14 protein-coding genes are annotated in these 19730 nt (G+C 56.8%); 11 read left to right on the top strand and 3 right to left on the bottom strand.

Annotation, left to right across the window (positions count from 1 at the left end; genetic code table 11):
* The first annotated feature begins 1 nt into the window (after position 1).
* Together AB5Z02_RS06490 and ruvC are read left to right on the top strand one after the other, a co-directional pair.
* Positions 2–1051: an efflux RND transporter periplasmic adaptor subunit gene (locus AB5Z02_RS06490; protein WP_368215613.1), complete on the top strand. Its 1050-nt coding sequence runs from the start codon at positions 2–4 to the stop codon at positions 1049–1051.
* A 115-nt stretch (positions 1052–1166) separates the two neighbouring features.
* Positions 1167–1688 carry a crossover junction endodeoxyribonuclease RuvC gene (gene ruvC / locus AB5Z02_RS06485; RefSeq protein WP_005334512.1) on the top strand — a complete coding sequence of 174 codons (522 nt, stop codon included), beginning with the start codon at positions 1167–1169 and terminating at the stop codon, positions 1686–1688.
* Between the two features lie 96 nt (positions 1689–1784).
* On the opposite strand, the gene AB5Z02_RS06480 is transcribed toward ruvC, so the two are convergent.
* Positions 1785–4886 carry a hypothetical protein gene (locus AB5Z02_RS06480; protein WP_368215820.1) on the bottom strand — a complete coding sequence of 1034 codons (3102 nt, stop codon included), beginning with the start codon at positions 4884–4886 and terminating at the stop codon, positions 1785–1787.
* A 520-nt stretch (positions 4887–5406) separates the two neighbouring features.
* Here AB5Z02_RS06480 and AB5Z02_RS06475 point away from each other — a divergent pair.
* Entirely contained in the window at positions 5407–6339 is a 933-nt protein-coding gene (locus AB5Z02_RS06475; RefSeq protein WP_368215612.1) for a LysR family transcriptional regulator, read from the top strand.
* Positions 6340–6422: 83 nt separating this feature from the next.
* Here AB5Z02_RS06475 and AB5Z02_RS06470 read toward each other — a convergent pair whose 3' ends face one another.
* Both AB5Z02_RS06470 and malX read right to left on the bottom strand, forming a co-directional pair.
* Entirely contained in the window at positions 6423–7613 is a 1191-nt protein-coding gene (locus tag AB5Z02_RS06470; protein ID WP_368215610.1) for a MalY/PatB family protein, read from the bottom strand.
* Between the two features lie 87 nt (positions 7614–7700).
* Positions 7701–9272: a maltose/glucose-specific PTS transporter subunit IIBC gene (gene malX / locus AB5Z02_RS06465; RefSeq protein WP_368215608.1), complete on the bottom strand. Its 1572-nt coding sequence runs from the start codon at positions 9270–9272 to the stop codon at positions 7701–7703.
* Between the two features lie 281 nt (positions 9273–9553).
* Here malX and AB5Z02_RS06460 point away from each other — a divergent pair, with 281 nt between their 5' ends.
* The 8 genes from AB5Z02_RS06460 (at position 9554) to AB5Z02_RS06425 (ending at position 19675) form a co-directional block, all read left to right on the top strand.
* Positions 9554–10591 carry a Mal regulon transcriptional regulator MalI gene (locus AB5Z02_RS06460; protein ID WP_005344074.1) on the top strand — a complete coding sequence of 346 codons (1038 nt, stop codon included), beginning with the start codon at positions 9554–9556 and terminating at the stop codon, positions 10589–10591.
* A 212-nt stretch (positions 10592–10803) separates the two neighbouring features.
* A complete protein-coding gene (locus tag AB5Z02_RS06455; RefSeq protein ID WP_236289147.1) occupies positions 10804–11067 on the top strand; it encodes a hypothetical protein in 264 nt (87 codons plus the stop codon).
* A gap of 518 nt (positions 11068–11585) precedes the next feature.
* On the top strand, positions 11586–12590 hold the full coding sequence (locus AB5Z02_RS06450; protein ID WP_368215606.1) for a nucleoid-associated protein: 1005 nt from the start codon (positions 11586–11588) through the stop codon (positions 12588–12590).
* Positions 12535–13842: a hypothetical protein gene (locus AB5Z02_RS06445; RefSeq protein WP_368215604.1), complete on the top strand. Its 1308-nt coding sequence runs from the start codon at positions 12535–12537 to the stop codon at positions 13840–13842. Before AB5Z02_RS06450 ends, AB5Z02_RS06445 begins: the two co-directional genes overlap by 56 nt.
* 627 nt (positions 13843–14469) lie before the next feature.
* Positions 14470–16380 carry a fructose-specific PTS transporter subunit EIIC gene (locus AB5Z02_RS06440; RefSeq protein ID WP_019446857.1) on the top strand — a complete coding sequence of 637 codons (1911 nt, stop codon included), beginning with the start codon at positions 14470–14472 and terminating at the stop codon, positions 16378–16380.
* A gap of 597 nt (positions 16381–16977) precedes the next feature.
* On the top strand, positions 16978–18384 hold the full coding sequence (gene uhpT / locus AB5Z02_RS06435) for a hexose-6-phosphate:phosphate antiporter (protein WP_005334609.1): 1407 nt from the start codon (positions 16978–16980) through the stop codon (positions 18382–18384).
* A gap of 218 nt (positions 18385–18602) precedes the next feature.
* A complete protein-coding gene (locus AB5Z02_RS06430) occupies positions 18603–18908 on the top strand; it encodes a PTS fructose transporter subunit IIB (RefSeq protein WP_005334611.1) in 306 nt (101 codons plus the stop codon).
* Positions 18908–19675: a PTS sugar transporter subunit IIA gene (locus tag AB5Z02_RS06425; protein WP_368215602.1), complete on the top strand. Its 768-nt coding sequence runs from the start codon at positions 18908–18910 to the stop codon at positions 19673–19675. The genes AB5Z02_RS06430 and AB5Z02_RS06425 overlap by 1 nt, the downstream gene beginning before the upstream one ends.
* Positions 19676–19730: the final 55 nt, after the last annotated feature.

The following is a 19730-nucleotide window of genomic DNA, read 5'->3' as shown; positions in this document are numbered from 1 at the left end:
GATGACACATATGATTACCCGAATGTTGGCTGGCGCTGCGCTGATTGCAGGCAGTGCGCTACCGGTATTGGCCGATCAGGGCAAGATGGTGACCCTGGCGGATGTGACCCAAGGGGATGCGGCCGCCAATATCTGGGTCAGCGGCACGGTGGCGAGTCGCCAGCAGGCGGCGCTCAGCGCCGAAGTGAGCGGCCGGGTGGAGTGGATCGCCGAATTTGGCAGCCGGGTCAAAAAAGGGGACGAGCTGCTGCGCCTCGACAGTGCGGCGCTGCGCCTCTCGCTGGAGCAGGCTCGCGCCGAGCAGGCGAAATGGCAGAGCAACCTGCGCTTCGCTCGCGCCGAATCCCAGCGGATCACCCGGCTGCACCAGCAAAAGAGCGCCTCCCAGAGCCAGTACGACAAGGCCAGCTACGATGTGGAGCAGGCCGCACTGGCTGAGCGACTGGCCGCCATACAGGTGAACCAGATTGAGGAGCAGCTGCGCCGCAGCCACATCTATGCCCCGTTCGACGGGGTGGTGAACAACCACTTCATCCAGCCCGGCGAGCATGTGGACGCGGGCGAGCAGGCGCTGGAGCTGGTCAACCCGGATCAGCCGGATATCCGCCTGCAGGCCCCCATTCTCTGGGCCCAGCAGCTGGCGCCGCAAACCCGGCTGCGGGTGGAGGGGGAGCAGCTGAGCGGTCACGGCGTCTATTACCAGCGAGCCGCCAGCGCCGATCCCAAGTCACGCCTCATCGAGCTGCGCCTCAAACCGGAAGCGGGCAACTTCATCATCGGCTCGCCGGTACGGGTTGCCCTGCCACTGGGGGATCAGCAGAGCATGCTGCTGCCCCGGGACGCTCTGGTGCTCGGCACCGATGGCAGCGTGGTCTATCAGGTGGCGCGAAGCGGCAAGGCGCTCAAGGTGAATCGGGTGCCGGTCACCGTGCTGTTTGGCGACAGCCAGCAGGTGGCGGTGAGCGGCGCCCTCAAGCAGGGGGATCGGGTGGTGGTGCGGGGCGCGGGCAGCCTGCAGGATGGCGACACCATAGCGCTGTTCAAGGGGTAACCACGCCCGACGCAGGCTGGCCAATCTTTGCCCGCTTGACCCGGGACATACAGCCAAATGGGCCACAGTTTGCTATCTTGGCGGCCATCACTCGCGTTTAGAGCAATCAACACCCATGAGCATTATTTTGGGCATCGATCCGGGTTCGCGGATCACCGGATACGGGGTTATCCGGGTCGTGGGCGGCAAGGCCGAATACCTTGGCTCTGGCTGCATCCGCACCGATTGCGGCGAGCTGCCGGAGCGCCTCAAGCAGGTCTATGACGGGGTATGCGAGATCATCACCCAGTTCAAACCCACCGAGTTTGCCATCGAGCGGGTCTTTATGGCCCGCAACGCCGACTCGGCCCTGAAACTGGGGCAGGCCCGGGGCAGCGCCATCGTCGCCGCGGTCAACGCCTATCTGCCGGTGAGCGAATACTCTGCCACCCAGATCAAGCAGGCAGTGGTGGGCACTGGCGGCGCCGCCAAGGAGCAGGTGCAGCATATGGTGACCCATCTGCTGAAACTCTCCGCCACCCCGCAGGCGGATGCAGCAGATGCCCTTGGCGTCGCGCTCTGCCACCTGCACACCCGCCAGAGCCTGATCAAGATGGCCGGCCGTGCCAGCAGCTCGGTACGTGGCCGCTATCGCTGAGCCCTTGTGTCGTCCACGACTCATCTCAGTATCGCTAAATAAAAAAACCGCCCCGGATCTCCGGGGCGGTTTTGCTTGGCCGTTTTGTTTGGCTACCTAGCGAGCCGAGACGGTGATGCTGGCGAGATCGATCAGATTGACCGCCCCCTTTTGACCGCCTGCATCGTTGTAGGTGTCGTTCGCCTTCAGGTAACTCATGTTGTAAAAATCGCTCACCCGAATGTCATACTCTCCGGCGGGCAGATCCACCACGAACGGCGTCGAGTCACGCAACGGTTTGAGGTCGCCCTCTTTCATCACATGGGGCATCTGCACCATACCGCTGGCAACCACCTTGCCACCACTAAGCACCGAGATCCGTTTCACCCCGTTGGTCACCCCCAGATTGATGGCATGCTGGGCATTGCTGTATTGCAGGCGAACGGTGCGCTTGCCATCCAGCTTGACCCCCTGCACCAGCAGGTTGTCATCGGGACGGCCCCAATCCTTGAGGTAAGGGACGGGAATGGCCCCATCGGCGGCGCTCACACTGCCAGTATGGGAGACGTTGGCCCCATCGATGGCGATATGTTGCAGCGCAGGCTGATAGCAGACCGGCTTGGCATGATGGGAGCGGTTGCCGGACTCCGGATAGACCGCCTCGGCACTGTAGCAATAGGCCTGGCCCGGCTGTAACACCATGTCGTCGACCCAATTGGTCGCACGATCCAGCCCGGAGGCCACCTGCTTGCCATCCCGATAAATGTTGTAGCTGAGCGCCCCCTTGTTGACACTATCCTGCAGGGCAACAACCAGCTTGCCACTCTGCTCGCTAACCCCGAGCAGGGTCGGCTCGGTCGGTGCAAACACCTGCCGGTTCTCGACATCCAGCGGCGCCACATCCTTGATCAGGCGGATCCCCTGATCATCAGCCACGGCGGCACCGAGCGTCACCTCAATCCGGTTGCTAGGGGCCAGCATATTTTCACTTATCTGCTCACCCACCGGAACTCCATTGAGCGTCACGCTCTGCACCGGATAGTAACTGCGCTCCCCGCCCAGCTCCGGCAGGTGCAGCACTATGTCAATCTGCTTGCCACGATAGTTCAATCCCTTGAGTGCTGCCTCGGGCTTGGCCCCCATCAGCTTGTGCAAATGAGCGGTGACAAACGGCTTGATCCGGATCCCTCCCTCTTCCACCTTGTAGCCGAAGGTGGTGTCGGTCACCATGCCAAGGTAGCCCCCGACAGACCAGAGCTGGCGCTGGGAGTTGATCACCGGCCCGGTCAAATCGGGATGGGTCAGATCCATCAGGGAGGGCTGACCGGAGAGCCACTCGAGGTTCTCCATGTTGGAGAGGTTCAGCGCGGCACCGCGCATCAGGGAGTCGATATGGTGATCGACCACGGCAACGTTCTGCACCATGGCCGCCGCCTTCAACCCGTAGGCGGAGACGAAGGGCCAGATGGCGCGGTTATGGTACACCGGCATATCGGGTTGCTGCGGGAAGTAGACCGGCGCGCCATAAGGGCCCATGGGATAGCGACTGATGATCTCTTTGGCCTGCGCCTCATCGGCGACACCGGCCAGAATGGCGAGGGATTCCCCCAATAGATCGAACTTGTAGGCCGGGCTCTGATCGGTACTGGTGTTGATCAGGCTGGCATACATCTTCTCGTCAGCCAGCCAGAAAGCGCGATTGATAGCCAGTTTCAGCTCGCCCGCCCACTGGTTATAGCGGCTCGCCAGCTCATCGTGACCCAGTTCGCCCGCCACCCGCGCGGCCAGCAGCAACCCCTGATAGTGGGTCACGTTGGTGGAGAGGGATTTGCTCATGCCGATGTGGGCGATATCGGCGGTGATCCACTTGGCATAGGTCTGGTCGCGCCAATCGAGGAAGGATTGCTCGCCGACATAGAGACCATCTGCGCTATCGAAGGCGGCCAGACGATCACTCTCTATAGTGTTGCTCAGCCCTTCAAAGACCTCGGGCAAGAACGCGCTGCGCTCGGCATCCGACAGGGCAGCCAGCACCCGCTCGGCCCCCAGGGCCCAGCTCATGCGATCGGTACTGATGGGCCAGCTGCCCCCGGTACCGGTATCCTGAATGATCTGGCGTCCTTGCGGGATCAAGCTGTCCAGATCGCTTGTCAGCTCGGCTCTGAAATCAGAGAGCTTGAAGCGCAGGGAGTTGCGCGCACGCATGGGATCAAGCGCCCCCAGCCCCAGATCGGTAGCGTAGGAGAGATCCCGCGTCCAGACGTAATGCCACTTGGCGCCGGTTTCAAAACAGTCGCACGGGATCGCCTGACCCCCGTTGTAACTGCCATCCTTGACCTGAGCCACGCTGTTCTGGCGCATCTCGTGGGTAGCCAGCGCAAACAGGGCATCAAAGACCATGCTGCCGGAGCGCAGGCGGGGCAGATCCGCTTGCTCCTGATAGGCAGTAAAGCTATCACCCGGATCACGCAACTCCTGAGTGGTCGACTGCGCATAGCTACGATACTCGTCACTGGCCCGCTTGACCGAGAAGGTGGCCGTTTCCGTCACTCCTGGCTTATAGGTCTCATACTCACGCTTCTCGATCAGCTCATGCCCTTCATGGGGATTGATCATGCTCAAATCACTATCCCCTGCAACGCTGACCTGCAACAGAGGGGCATTCTCATCCTGGCTGGCATCCAGCAGGAACTTGTAATACCCCTCCTGCTCTACCCGCACGGTTGCCAGCTGGCACTGAGCATCGCAGCGCTGCATCTTGACCGGGTTGTTCAATGCAATGACGCCATTGAGCCCAAAGCCGATCCCCTCCTGCGCGGAAGCAATCTTTATCTTGTGCTCACCCGCCACCAGCTTGGCCACCATCACATACTGCTTGTCCCCCTGATAGACCATCTGCAGGACGGGCTCCAGATTGCCATCAATCCCTTTCAGATAAAGACTCTCGCTGTAATTGGGGTCATCACGCACCATGGAAAACTCGATGGCCGGTGCAGCCAGATCGGCATTGGTCACCTTGACCTGAATGTCGAGCAGCCCCTTTTCCGTCACCACCAGACGGTTGTTCTGCCCGTTGTTCTGGTAGTACATGGGATAGACCTGACCGGGGAAGATGCTGGTCTCCTTGCGGGAATCCGCAGAGAAATCGGGATATTTGGTCCACTCGGGCCCGGCCACTTTGAACGGGGACATACCCGAGTTCATTTTCAGGTTGTCCAGACGATAGACACCATCCTTGAAGGTCAGTTTGAACTTCTCCTCACGACCCCAGCCGCTAAACTCACCGACCATATAGAGATCAAAATTCCAGGGCGCCTTCACCTCGGGTTTGGCCCCGTTATCGTTGCCGCTGGATGAGCTGTCGTTACAACCGGACAAAAGAACCCCGCCGCAGCATAACGCCACGGATAATGCCAATGGACAAATTTTCATATATTCCCTTCGTTACTTTTTTGTTTTGTTATTGAAACAGCATTGAGTAAAACTGTTTTTGCCAGTTTACGTGGTCAACATTCACCAGAAAAATAGACTGCAACCCAATAGGCATAGATAACATCTATAACCAGATGAAATTACGTGATCCACCGCACCAAACCGGCTATCAAGCTGTAAAAACGATTTGAATACAACGTGAAGGGAGCCACATAAAAATAGTCAGTCAGTAAAGGGGAATAATTGACAGCCCCGGGTGATTACACTAGCTTGGCGCACCACCCGCCCATAATCGGACGCCATGTTCGTGGACAAGCATCTAAGACAATTTATTGAAGTGGCCACCCACAAAAATGTCAGTCTGGCAGCCAGGCAAATGGGGCTCAGCCAACCGACGCTGACACACAACATGAGAAAACTTGAGGAGAGTCTGGCGACGACCTTGCTGGTCAGGCACGCGGGCGGCGTGACGCTTACCGCTGCCGGAGAGCTGCTGCTGGAGCAGGCTCGCGTAATGCAGCGGATCTACGATGATACACTCAGGCAGCTTGCTACCCTGCGCGAGCGAGCCGCACGACCGCTAAACGTGGGCACCGGACATGCGTGGTGGCAACCGGTATTACAGCCTGTCACCGCCCGCTATCAACAGGCCAACCCATCCTGCGCCATCAATATTGAAGTCGGCAACCATCTGCGTCTGCTCGATCTGCTGTTGGGCAATCATATCGATCTGTTTCTCGGACATGAAATTCACGGGCTGGCCAAAAATTACAGCCTGATATTTATCCCGCTATTTATTTCTCACGATGGGGTATTTGTCAGAGCGGGCCATCCCCTCACAGGGAAAATATGCAGCAAGCAGGATCTGGTCGATTATCCGAGCCTGCTGGTGACCCCGGATGAGGATAAATATCTGCATCTGGTCGATGATTTGGCGAGAAAAAAGCAGGAACGCGCCGCCATGAAATTGAATGACAAAATCATTTATAGCAGCAACTCCCTGCTCACCAGTATTGACATTGTCAATAACAGCAATGCTGTCATGCCTTATCCGGTGAGTATGGCCGGTTATTTTTCCCGATTCGGTATTAGCCAGCTGAATATGGGCGAAGAGTACAACAAGGGGACTATCGGTATTTATATCCCTCGCGAGAAGAACGATGAGCCCCACATTCAGATGTTGTGCCAAGACATTCAGGCTCAGATCGCTTGCAATGGCTCCTTGATCGCCACCTTCTGAGCCAGCGGTAACCGAGCAGAACGCCTCCATCAAGGTCACCGGCTGGATGAATCAACAGCTCATTCAGCCAGATATCCCAACCCTTACACCAGCTCCCCCAGTGCGCCGATCAGGGCGTCGAGTCCTTGATCGACCTTGGAGCGCGGGCAGCCGACGTTGAGGCGGATATAGCCTGTGCCTTCCGGGCCGTAGGTGTCGCCGCGCATGATGGCGACCCGATATTTCTCCACCAGCAAGGCTTGTAGCGCATCCATCCGCTCGGTCGTGTCGATGCCAAGGCCGTTCAAGTCAATCCAGGCGAGATAGGTTCCCTCGGGCACCCGATAGTCGATAGCGGGGAAGGCGGCGTTGAGCCGCGCCGCCACATGGGTGAGGTTGCCGTGCAGGTAGGCTTTCAGGGCATCGAACCAGGCAGCCCCGTCCCGATAGGCGCTGATATGGGCCAGCACCCCGAAAATGGGGGGCGATGAGAGGCCATGGGCCGCCTTGAGCCGCTGCAGATAGGCGGTCCGCGCCGCTGCGTTGGCAATAAAAGCGTAGGCGCCGCCAAGGGCCGGAATATTGAAGGATTTGGAGCCCGAGCTCACCAGTGCCCAGCTCTCGTCCGGTGCCACCTCGCTCCACGGCAGATAGCGGGCAAAGCTCACATCCATATGGATGTCGTCCGAGATGACCTTGACCCCGTGACGCTGGCAAATGTCGGCCATCCGGCCGAGCTCATCCCGCGTCCAGACCCGGCCGGTGGGGTTGTGGGGGCTGCACAGCAGCAAAATCCGGCAATCGGGGCGGGCTGCCTGTTGCTCGAAACATTGCCAGTCGATCTGGTAGCTCCCCTCTGCTTTTTTGAGCGGGCAAGGCAGCAGCACCCTGTCGTTGGCGGCCAGCATATTGCCGAAGGCGTCGTAAGCGGGGGTATGCACCAGCACCCCCTCCCCCGGCGCCGACCAGAGGCTCACCAGCTGGGCAATCACATAGATGACCGAGGGGCCGTAGACCAGCGTCTCGGGGTCGAGTCTCGCCCCGTAGCGGTGAGCAAACCAGTTGCTCACCGCCCCCTTGAAGTCGTCGTGATTCCAGCGGCTGTAGCCAAATACCCCGTGCTCAAGGCGGGTTGCCAACGTCTGGCGAATGCAGGGGGCGGTCTCGAAATCCATGTCGGAGATGGTAAAGGGGAGCAGATCGGCATGGCCAAAACGGTCGGCTACATAGTCCCACTGGGTGCAGTAGGTGCCGTGGCGGTCGACCACGAGGTCGAAGTCATAAATATCGTGCATGAAGTTTCTCCCTCCATAAACAGGAGACATATTGGGAGAGGCAAACAAGGGGGGCTTGCGCCCCCCGTTCGGATCTTATTGGCCGGTTCAGGCCCCCATCAGGCTTTGCAGCTGGTTTTTCACCAGATGCACCTGCGGGCCGATCACCACCTGCAGGTTGTGCTCGTCGAGCTTGATCACCCCGATGGCGCCGTTTGCTTTCAATACCTTGTCATCGACCCGGCTCATGTCCTGCACCGACATCCGCAGGCGGGTGATGCAGTTATCGAGCGCGAGGATGTTATCAGCGCCGCCCAGGGCGTTGAGGATGATTTCACCGTTGTAACCGCTGTTGCCGGCCTTCTTGCTCGCGGGCTGGGCAGTCTCGCTGGTCTCGATTTCACGACCGGGGGTTTTCAGGTTAAAGCGCACGATGGCGAAGCGGAACACGCTGTAGTAGATGGCAAACCAGATGGCCGCCGCGACCGGCACCAGATACCACTTGGTGGCGGTGCCTTGCAGCACGCCGAACACCAGAAAATCGATGAGGTTGCCGTCGGTGTTGCCGATGGTGACGCCAAGCAGCCCCATGGTCATAAAGCCCAGACCCGTCAGGATGGCGTGAATGACGTAGAGCACCGGTGCCACAAACAGGAACAGGAACTCCAGCGGCTCTGTGATGCCACCGATGACGCAGGCCACCACGCCGGAAACAAGCAGCGCCTTGATCTTGCCGCGATTTTCCGGGCGAGCGCAGTGATACATAGCGAGCGCCGCACCCGGCAGGCCGCCGAGGAAGGCAGGCATCTTGCCCTGAGAGAGGAAGGAGGTGGCAGAGACCGAGAAGCCGGAAGTGTCGGCGCAAGAGAGCTCGGCGTAGAAGATATTGAGGGCGCCGCTCACCTCGTGACCACATACCAGCTGGGTGCCGCCCGCTTCGGTAAAGCGAATAAGCGCCACCAGAATGTGGTGCAGGCCGAGCGGCAGCAGCAGACGCTCACCGGTACCGAACAGGAAGGGGCCGAAGGGACCGGCGTGGGAGATGAGCGCCCCGATGCCATTGATGCCGGCAGCAAACCAGGGCCAGACGAACGGCACGACCAAGCCGACCACACCCAGCACCAGCGCGGTGATGATGGGCACGAAGCGGGCACCGCCGAAGAAGGCGAGCGCATCGGGCATCTTGTAGGTGTAGAAACGGGCGTGGAGCTTCGCGACGATCACCCCGACAATGATGGCCCCCAGAATCCCGGTGTCGATGGAGCTGATACCGAGGATGGATTTCACCCCGTAGGCCTTCTCCGCCGCCCCGTCACCGATGACGTTGGCCACGGTGAGGTAGAAGTTGATGGAGAGGTTGAGCGCCGCATAGCCGACGAAACCGGCAAAGGCCGCGACCCCCTTCTCTTCTCGCGCCAGCCCGAGCGGAATGGCCACCGCAAACATCACCGGCAGGTAGATAAAGGCCACCAGCCCCACCTTGGTCATCCAGAGGAACAGCAGTTGCAGCACGGTATTGTCGAGGAAGGGCATGCTCTGCTTGACCGCATCGCTGGTGAGCGAGCTGCCGACACCGAGCAGGATGCCCGAGAAGGCCAGCAGGGCGACCGGCAACATAAAGGTCTTGCCGAGGCTCTGCAGGAACTCCCATATGGTGGATTTGGCTTGAGGCTTGGCCATGAAACGGCTCCTTGTGAATAGACAGCAATATCTGCGGCTTTCCCCGTGGCTGCTCGTAGCAATTTCGACGCAGAGGCGCGGGTCAGCATCAGGTTTTGCTGGATGATAAAACGTTTTATCAATTTACAAGTGCCGACAGGATCACAGAATAAGGGGGCTGGCTGGCAGCAGGATCCAAATTTGTGAGCCGGATCGGCCAGATGGTGATGTAACGTTTCACTTGGGCATATGAGCAGGTATGCTTGAGCCTCGCTCTCAACTGTCCGTCATCCGTTCGCCCTATGTCGCCCAAATCCCTCTCTGCCAAAGCCACCAAGATCACCGATGTCGCCCAGCGGGCGGGAGTGTCGGTCACCACCGTCTCCATGGTGCTCAACGGCAAGGGGCGCATCTCGCCGGCCACCGCCGAGCGGGTGCAGCAGGCGATAAAAGAGCTCGACTATGTGCCCAACAGTGCCGCCGCCAACCTGCGCAGCCAGCAGTCCAATCTGGTGGGGCTGATCCTGCGCGACATCACCGACCCCTTCTATACCGAGGTGACCGCCGGGGTGAGCGAGGTGCTTGAGCAGCAGGGCTATCTGCTGTTTCTGACCCAGTGCGGCCACAGCCCGGAACGGCTGCAGCAGAGCATCCACTCCCTGTCACGGCAGGGGGTGGCGGGCATCATCTTCAATCCGGTGCGCGGCGCGGCGGCCAAAACCCTGGAGACCCTGCTCGATTCCGAGCTGCCGGTGGTGTGCGCCGCCCGCTCCTACTATCGCGATGACGTGGACTTTATCGGTCCCGACAACACCCACGCCGCCAAGCAGGCCACCACCTATCTTATCGAGCAGGGCCACCGCCATATCGCCTACGTCGGCGGGCGGGCCGACTCCCTCACCCGCGCCGAGCGGATCGGCGGCTACTGCGCCAGCCTGCTGCAATATGGCCTGCCCTTCAAACCGGAGTGGGTACTGGAGTGCGAGCGCACCCAGCGCAGCGCCGCCGACACCATCGCCCAGCTGCTGCACCAGCACCCCAAGGTGACCGCCGTGCTCTGCCACTACCCCGAGGTGGCGCTCGGCGCCATCTATGGCGTCGAGGCGAGCGGCCGCACCGTGGGCAAGGACAACTACATCGGCCAGCAGGTGGCCCTGCTCGGCTTTGATGACGTGGCGGAGGCCGAACTCACCTCCCCCGCCCTCACCTTTGTCAGCTCACCGGCCCGCGAAATCGGCCGACAGGCGGCGAGACGACTGCTGACCCGGATGCAGCAACCCGAGCTCGCCCCTAACCGCCATATCATCACCCCCAATCTGCAAAAGCGGGAGTCGGCCTGAGCTGGCTGGGCAAGCCTGCTGCCGCCATATCATCACCGCTCACCAGCAAACCGCAGAAGCGGGCATCGACCAGAGGCACACGGCTGCGGCGCGCGGGCAAATAACAAAGAGGGGGCGCAAAATGTGAGCCTGCTCACTGCGCTAGTAAGGAGAGATTGAGAGCCAAGTGAAGAGGAATATGATGGGCGTCCACTCTCTTCACGAGCCCCTTTATGAGCAACCCGCACGACCAGAATCCGCCTACTGAAATCCACCGCTGTGACAAATGCGGCGAGCGTACCCGCCATCTCGTGGTGCTGGTCGCCCGCGATCACAGCCAGGACATCATGCCCAAGGATCCGCGCAAAGCCTTCTGGCAAGCCTTTCGCTCCAGCAGCCTGACCAATGCGGTATTCGGCCAGACCCTCGCCTATCAGGCCACCCATGTAAAACATCTGATCTGCGAACGCTGCGGGGAGAAGTTTCTGGAGTATTGAGTGGCTGCTGCCCCTGACAAGAGGCAAAGCTCAGCTTGCGGTCGCCGTACCAAGCGGACAGATAGCAGCCACTTAATAAGTAATTTATTGATCTCTGGCAGTTTTTTGCCCGACTGCGGTTTTACCCTGCCCCTCTCTCGATTAATATGCCTCACTTGGCAACCACTCTTGCAGAGATAACCCTGTGCAGCCGTTTCGCCATTCACCACATCGCCGGAAAACCGCAGCAGGCTGGAGGCTGTAATCCACGGGCGGTAGCGTGGTGTTTATCCTCCTTTTTACGAGACTACACAACCTAATATCCTCGTATGATAAGTCGCAGAAATAGACATATATCAACAGATTATTCATTAAACTTTTTAGTCGTTATCCCTTCTATTTTCATAAATATTCAAGCATTAAGTAAAAATATAAAAACTGACAAATTCAATGAATACCAGAAATAATACCCCTCTCCTCTTAGCCTGACTATATATTAAGAATTTATTTATATAAATGGGAAGCGTTTATGCAAATACTTGAAGCTATCATTCACCATATTGACAAAAAAAAGAAATGAAATTGCTTTACCCGCGGCCACCCGGAATACGCGACTCCCGATAGATGAGCGGTTAACAACGATAGTTAAGGATATTATACAAATTTATGGGCGAACAGTAAGCGGCTATGGTACGTTCAACCCTGATCGAGCAGTACATATATTTCCAAGTTTGCTTAATGGCTATACATCTCAAAGTGAAGACTTTATCCAATTCACACAAGATGTCACTCGACTGATTAGATCAAAAATGGCACGACTTCCTTTAGCTACCGGAGGATATCCATTATTCCTTCGCTTTACAAATCAAGGTCAAGATTGGGTATTAATTGCCATGCTGAAATTAAAGGCTGGCACAGGGATAAATCAAAATACTCTTGATTTAAGTGACACATTAAGTTTTGATATTAGCCATTTACATGAAGCGGTTAGAATTAACATAAATAAATGGAGACAAGATGAACAACCCTATCTCTCTTTTGTTAAAAAAAGGGCCAGCAATCAAGATGTCTCTCATTACTTCCTCGATGCTCTCGGTTGTACTGACTACACCGATTCGAAAGCTAATACCATAACTGTCCTTGAAGCATTAACTGATTACTGTGAAAATAGTAGCTTAAGTCCGGAGCAAAAAAATGAAGCAAGGCGCCGGACATATGAATATTGTGAAGAAAAGTTCAATGCAGGAGAGCCTGTTAATTTATCTTCACTTTCCTCAAGAATAAATGACCAACAACCTGATGAATTTGCTAATTTTGTACGTAATGGTGATTATGAAGTTGGGGAAACCTTTGAGCCGAATAAAACAATATACACTCGTCTTAAAAGAATCAAAGGAAGAGTCGGGAATACAAACATCAGTTTTGATGTTATAGATATCCAATCAGGAAACATTGACCTTGATGATTCAAACAACCTGATTATTCGTAATGTTCCTGCTACACTGGCAGCAGAGATTCGTCAGCACAAACAGAATAATATTTGAAATCATGCCATTACCAACAGATCAACTGGAACTTGCCATTCTGCTGCAAAAATTCGCGCAGCCAGAGAACATACACGACCGTCAAGTTAAGCTGATTTTTCCTATCTCAGGATTGGATTTTAATGATATATCTGCGGCACTTTCATCTAGTGGCTTATTAGTTGATGAAAGCACCAAGAGACAAAGCATTGAATATCAACTTCCTGCAAATTTCTTTATAAACTTGGGCGAGATATTAATTTCCCCGAGCAGGAGATTGTCTCCGCCAGATAAATTCTACATCTTGGAAAATGATTATTACTACCAAGATGGGAGCAACAATAAATCTGACAATAAAATCGAAAATTATCTGATTGCAACTCAACTGGCAAACGCTCTTCTTTCGATTGCAGATTATCATGGTGGAATAGGAAGTGAAAAAACCATTATTTTTCTTGGTAAAGAAAAATTAGAAATATCTATTGAATATGGCGAGCCAGATCTATTATTTGATATTAAACTTTCTAACTTCACCGCTACATACATTGACTCTCAGATCCATAAAGAACAGAAAAAAACAATTATTAAAACTGTGCTGTTTGAGTTGTTTTCTGGCCAAGAAAACGTGCAAATGTTAGAGTTGCTACATCAGTTTGATAACTTTCTTGAGAGAGTTCACACAAGTTATCAATTATATGTTGCTGAATTTTCATTTGAAAAAGTGAAGGAACAAATTGAAAAAGAAAAATTAGATGCGATGATGAAACTGAACAAAGTTTTCTCTGACATTCAAAATCAACTTTTAGCGATTCCTGCAGCATTAATTCTTGCCGGTGGTCAAATGGTCAACGAAAATTCTTGGAGCACTAAAAATACATCTATATGGCTCGGCGTTGTGGTTATGTCTATATTTATGACGATGTTGATTAGAAATCAAAGAAATACCTTGCAAGCAGTCAAACAAGAAATTGATCAACAATGGTTACAACTAGCAGGAAAATATCACTCCGTTGCGTCACGGTTTAACGACTCATATAAGCAACTAGACTCTAGGTGTTACCATCAAGAATGGCTCATAAAGATAATTAGCCTCCTTGTATCACTATCCCTTTTCATCACGACTATGCTACTGCTTCATTATTCGGTAGACACAACAACCCTAATTGAGTCTTGTGCCATCGGAATTGGCACATCATTAATTCTGTTTTTTATTGAATCTATCTACCATCTGAGAAAGAAAAAATTCAAATCTGAAAATCAGCCTAGCCCGTAGGTTCGAATAGCGGAGCGTATTCGGACGTTCGCGTTATCACCTCTATCTTTTCAGCCATCCCTGCTCTTGCCACCACCCAGCCTGCCCAAACAGGCGGTGCAATTCACTCTGTTCATTGCACCCTACGGTACGTCTATGACTGTGGTTTTTCTTGCCCGTTGTGGTGGGCTGTCCGGCATCGATGGCGCAACCCATTTCTCCAGCTTGTTCTGCTCGCGCCTCCCCTGCGCCCGCCCCTCGCTTCCCGCCGGCGGGGTCATTTCTGTGCGTTGGCTCACATCCCGCCGCCGTTTTTCACCTCACAAATTTATAGAAAGAGTGCTCCCATCCGCTGAGTAAAAACTCACCTCACGGCCAAGGCGCTGAACAACACATAAACACAACCATTTGATTTTTATCATCAATAAAAATATGAGCGATTCAATCCGCCCCCGTTTCAGCAGCTGCTCAGCTTTGCGATCAGGGTCACACTCAAAGTGATGGCGCACAAAAATCCAGTTATTCGCACATTTGTCCGATAGGGTGACCTCTGCCCCGGCGCGATAATAGTCGGGTCAATTTTGTCTGCATGCCGGCCTGCAAGGGCGGCATGCCAACAGGCTCCGGCAACGGAGCGGGGAGAGCGCCATGATAACCACCTTGATCAATGAACATCTGATCAATCTCGATTTGAAAGCGACACGCAAGGAAGAGGTCTTCACCGAGATGGCCCGCCTGCTGGTCGCGCAAGGCAAGGTCAGCGACGAGCAGCAGTTCGTCAAGGATCTGTGGGCCCGTGAAGAGCTGGACAACACCGGCTTTGAAGAGGGTGTTGCCCTGCCCCACGCCAAGAGTGCGGCGGTCAGCACCCCGGCCGTCGCCATCGGCATCAGCCGCAACGGCATCGACTACGGCGCCGAAGATGGCAAGCCGTCCAAACTGTTCTTCATGATTGCCTCCCCGGCCGGTGGTGCCAACCACCATATCGAGGTGCTGGCCGAGCTCTCCGCCAAGCTGATTGAAGAGGGCTTTATCGATGCCCTGCTGGCAGCCAAAACCCCGGCCGATGCGCTGGCACTGCTGCTGGCCAAGAAAGAGGAAGCGGCTGCCGCACCTGCGGCCAACAAGGGGCTGATCATCGGTGTCACCGGCTGCCCGGCCGGTATCGCCCACACCTATCTGGCGGCCGAGTCGCTGGAGCGCGCCGCCAAGGAGCTGGGTTATGAGGTGAAGGTGGAGACCAACGGCTCCATCGGCGTCAAGAACAGCCCGACCGCAGACGAGATCGCCCGCGCCGCCGCCATCGTGGTGGCCTGCGACAAGCAGGTGGACATGGCCCGCTTCGCTGGCAAACCCCTCATCAAGACCGGCGTAAAGGCCCCCATCAAGGATGGCAAGGGTCTGATTGAGCAGGCGCTGAAAGCCCCCGCCTATGTGGCAGACAAAGATGAGAAGAAGGGTGACGAGAAGCGCGCCAGCGGCGGCAGCTCGGATCTCTACCGCTACCTGATGAACGGCGTATCGCACATGATCCCGTTTGTAGTGACCGGTGGTCTGCTTATCGCCCTGTCACTGGCCATCGGCGGCAACCCGACCCCGAGCGGCATGCAGATCCCCGAAGGGAGCATGTGGAACCAGATCCTCAACGTCGGCGTGGCCGCCTTCACCCTGATGATCCCCATTCTGGCGGGCTATATCGCCTACGCCATCGGTGATCGTCCGGCTCTGGCCCCAGGCTTTATCGGCGGCTGGATCGCCAACAACGGCAGCTTCTACGGCGCTGATGCCGGTACCGGCTTTATCGGTGCCATCATTGCAGGCCTGTTGGTCGGCTATCTGGTGCGCTGGATTGCCACCCGTCAGTACCACAAGATGGTGCAACCGCTGGTACCGATCCTGATCGCCCCCATCGTCGGTTCGCTGTTTATCGCTGCGGTATTCATCTTCATCATCGGCGCCCCGATTGCCGACATGATGACTGGCCTCAACGCCATGCTGCTCTCCATGAGTGGTGGCAGTCTGGTGCTGCTGGGTATCGTGCTGGGTGGTATGGCCGGCTTTGATATGGGTGGCCCGGTCAACAAAGTGGCCTTCCTCTTCTCCGTCGGCATGATCGCCTCCGGTCAGACCCAGTTCATGGGTGCCATGGCCTGCGCCATCCCGGCTGCGCCCCTTGGCATGTCGCTGGCTACTGTGCTCGGTCGCAAGCTCGGCATCTTTGACGAGTCCGAGATCGAAGCGGGTAAAGCCGCCGGTGCCATGGGTCTGGTGGGTATCTCCGAAGGTGCGATTCCGTTCGCCGCCCGTGACCCGCTGGCCGTCATTCCTGCCAACGTGCTGGGCAGCATGACCGCCGCAGTGATGGCCTTCCTGTTCGGCATCACCAACAGCGTTGCCCACGGTGGCCCCATCGTGGCTCTGCTGGGTGCCGTCAACAAGCCGCTGCTGGCCCTGCTCTGCATGATCTGCGGTGCCATCGTCACCGGCGTGGTCGCGGTTGCCCTGAAAAAGCTGCGGGTAAAAAAGAGTGACGAGGTAACCCTGGCCAAGGCGGCCTGAGTCCCCCCTCACCATCAAGGCTCCTAAACCATAAAAGAGGCCACCCCACGGGGTGGCCTCTTGTTTTTGGGGATGGCTGGCAAGCCTTTCACCAATATCGCCACCTGAGAATTGGTGGTCAATCAGCCCTCTCCCTTCACTTTTCCCTTAACTTCTCCCCTTACCTTTCCCTGGCTCCCTTCTGGCCAATCCATCCCATCTCCCCAGCCTAGCCCAGCCCAGACCAGCACTCGCACAGAGCGCCAAACTGGCTGAAATGGCAGCAATCTGGCGTCAGCGGTGTGATGTTTCTCACGCTTTGTCCGCGAAAGCGCAAAAACTAGGAAAATTTCTTAGCCCCACTAGGGATGGCTCTCAAGCCATTTTTTGCCCCTCTTATTAGAGTCACCTCACCTGATGTCGTGACCCGCACCGCGATGGGCAATGTGCCCCGTCATCCCGTGCCGGGCCCGGGTTTATATGGATGGAGCGTCGAGCGCAGCAACGGCTGACAGCCCCGACGTTCCGTTCTCCCTTCCGTGGCGTGACCTCGAACAACCTATCTACAAATGAGGGGCGCGGCGGAAATACCGTCTATCTCGCAGAGGATGAACGAAGATGTTGAAATTGCTCCAACAGGTCCGGGTCCCCACCCTCGACCTGCCGGTCGAAGCCCGGCGCAAGCTCTGGTTCAAGCCGTTTATGCAATCTTATCTGGTTGTATTTATTGGCTATTTGACCATGTATCTGATCCGCAAGAACTTCAACATTGCGCAAAATGACATGATCCAGGAGTACGGTCTCTCCATGACCGAGCTCGGCATGATCGGTCTTGGCTTCTCCATCACCTACGGGGTGGGCAAGACCATCGTCTCCTACTATGCCGACGGCAAGAACACCAAGCAGTTCCTGCCGCTGATGCTGATCCTCTCCGCGCTCTGCATGCTGGGCTTCAGTGCCAGCATGGGCGGCACCGGTTTCAGCCTCTACTTCATGATCTTCTTCTATGCCCTGAGCGGTTTCTTCCAGAGCTGTGGTGGCTCCTGCAGCTACTCCACCATCACCAAGTGGACTCCCCGCAACAAGCGCGGCACCTATCTGGGTATGTGGAACCTCTCTCACAACGTGGGCGGTGCCGGTGCGGCCGGTGTGGCGCTGTTCGGTGCCAACTACTTGTTTGATGGCAACGTGCTCGGCATGTTTATCTTCCCCTCCATCATCGCGCTGATCGTCGGCTTTATCGGCCTGCGCTTTGGTAGCGATTCACCGGAAGCCTATGGTCTTGGCAAGGTGGAAGAGCTGTTTGACGAAGTGGCGAGCGAAGAAGATATCGCTACCGAAGAGCAGAAGCTGACCAAGTGGCAGATCTTCGTGAAGTACGTGTTGCTCAACAAGGTGATCTGGCTGCTCTGCTTTGCCAACATCTTCCTCTACGTGGTGCGTATCGGTATCGACCAGTGGTCCACTGTCTATGCCCACCAGGAGCTGGGCTTCTCCAAAGACGTGGCCATTCAGGGCTTTACCTTCTTCGAAGTGGGCGCTCTGGTCGGCACCCTGATGTGGGGTTACCTCTCCGATCTGGCCAATGGCCGTCGTGGTCTGGTTGCCTGTGTGGCACTGGCGCTCATCATCGCGACCCTGGGTCTCTACCAGCATGCGACTACCCAGTTTATGTTCCTGGGCTCCCTGTTCACCCTGGGCTTCCTGGTGTTTGGTCCGCAACTGCTGATCGGCGTCGCCGCCGTGGGCTTCGTCCCCAAGCAGGGCATCAGCGTGGCCGATGGCGTCAAGGGCACCTTCGCTTACTTGATTGGTGACAGCTTCGCCAAACTGGGTCTGGGCATGATTGCCGATGGCACCCCCATCTTCGGTCTGACCGGCTGGACCGGCACCTTCGCGGCGCTGGATATCGCAGCCGCCGCCTGTCTGGTGCTGATGGGTTGTGTCGCGGTCGCCGAAGAGCGCAAGATCCGCCGCATCAAGCGCGAACTGAAAGCCGCCGAACTGGCCGCCCAGACCGCCTGATAGTCATAACAACAGACGCAGATTGTTCAGGGCCACCCACAGGGGTGGCCCTTGTTGTTTGAGGAAGCCCCACTCCCGACTAACCCATATCAGCCTGCATTGCCGTTCAAGGGACGGGCATATCCCCATCAAGATCCCACTTTTCATATGGACTTTTGGTAAAAGCCCCCCACTGGCGCTATCTTGTTGCTCCCCCTTGTCAGCATCACAGAGAGCAGATGAAGATCGTTGCCGTCACCGCGTGCCCGACCGGTATCGCCCATACCTATATGGCTGCCGATGCCCTGCAAAAAGCCGCCACTGGGCTGGGACTCAAGATCAAGGTCGAGACACAGGGCGCCATGGGCATGGAAAACATGCTGACCGCCCGCGATATTGCCAGCGCCGACCTGGTGCTGATTGCCTCCGATATCGAGATTGAGCAGAAAGAGCGCTTCCTCGGCTGCACCATCCATCAGGTGAGACTGGAAACCGTGCTGCTGGATGCCAACGCCGTACTCAAGGCCCTGCCGATCCCGGCCTGATGCTGACCCGCGAAATTACCTTCTACTGCCAGCAGGGGTTGAGCATCACCCAGGCCAAGCAGTTGAACCGGCTGGCGGGGATGTTCAAATCCACCATCCGCTGCGCCAACCTCACCCGGCGCCAGACCGTTGCCGCCAGCAACCAGCTCTCCCTGTTGACCCTCGCCACCCAGCCCGGCGATCTCTGCCAGTTGCAAATTGAAGGGTGCGATGCCGAGCTGGCCCACATGGCCTTCACCTGCTGGTGTGGCGAGCTGGGTCAGCCGCTGGTGCGCCCGCATACCGCCGCGCTGGCGGAGTTGCGACTGGCCAACACTCTGCCCGACTACCATTTTGCCCTGCGCCAGCTGGCCCACAGCACCGAACCGCTGACCAAGGCCGAAGCCCTCGAGCATCTGATCGATCTGCTGCCCACCGAGCTGATCACCAACCGCGCCACACTGACCGCTGCGGTAGAGCGGCGCGAGCAGGTCTCGGCCACCATCATCCGCCCCGGCCTTGCCATGCCCCATGTATTGAGCGAAGGGATCAGCCAGCCAGCGCTGACCCTGCTCAATTGCAAGAAGCCCATCGAGTGGGGCTCTCAAATCGGGCCGGTGCAGACCATTATTCTGCTGGCGGTGCCGGTCGGTAGCGGACGGGAGACCCTACGCCCCCTCACCCGACTGGCGCAGGCAATGATCGACGATGTGGTCAGCCACGCCCTGCTGTTGGCGGGCTCGCCCCCCGCCCGTCAGGCTATCGTCATCGAGAGCCTGCTGAGCTAGGCGAATTGGCTCCGGGCACTGCTTGTTGAAACGCCAGCCATTCATCCAGCCCTCA

It is taken from the genome of Aeromonas sp. R2-3 (assembly GCF_040908375.1).
Taxonomy (GTDB): domain Bacteria; phylum Pseudomonadota; class Gammaproteobacteria; order Enterobacterales; family Aeromonadaceae; genus Aeromonas; species Aeromonas veronii.
Note: the sequence above shows the minus strand (reverse complement) of the source record. Positions and strands in the feature narration are given on the sequence as shown.

Bases quoted from the DNA above. Each gene is read 5' to 3' on its own strand.
- AB5Z02_RS06490 (WP_368215613.1), top strand. From the start codon at position 2: ATGACACATATGATTACCCGAATGTTGGCTGGCGCTGCGCTGATTGCA.
- ruvC (WP_005334512.1), top strand. From the start codon at position 1,167: ATGAGCATTATTTTGGGCATCGATCCGGGTTCGCGGATCACCGGATAC.
- AB5Z02_RS06470 (WP_368215610.1), bottom strand. From the start codon at position 7,613: ATGCACGATATTTATGACTTCGACCTCGTGGTCGACCGCCACGGCACC.
- malX (WP_368215608.1), bottom strand. From the start codon at position 9,272: ATGGCCAAGCCTCAAGCCAAATCCACCATATGGGAGTTCCTGCAGAGC.
- AB5Z02_RS06460 (WP_005344074.1), top strand. From the start codon at position 9,554: ATGTCGCCCAAATCCCTCTCTGCCAAAGCCACCAAGATCACCGATGTC.
- AB5Z02_RS06455 (WP_236289147.1), top strand. From the start codon at position 10,804: ATGAGCAACCCGCACGACCAGAATCCGCCTACTGAAATCCACCGCTGT.
- AB5Z02_RS06445 (WP_368215604.1), top strand. From the start codon at position 12,535: ATGTTCCTGCTACACTGGCAGCAGAGATTCGTCAGCACAAACAGAATA.
- AB5Z02_RS06440 (WP_019446857.1), top strand. From the start codon at position 14,470: ATGATAACCACCTTGATCAATGAACATCTGATCAATCTCGATTTGAAA.
- uhpT (WP_005334609.1), top strand. From the start codon at position 16,978: ATGTTGAAATTGCTCCAACAGGTCCGGGTCCCCACCCTCGACCTGCCG.
- AB5Z02_RS06430 (WP_005334611.1), top strand. From the start codon at position 18,603: ATGAAGATCGTTGCCGTCACCGCGTGCCCGACCGGTATCGCCCATACC.
- AB5Z02_RS06425 (WP_368215602.1), top strand. From the start codon at position 18,908: ATGCTGACCCGCGAAATTACCTTCTACTGCCAGCAGGGGTTGAGCATC.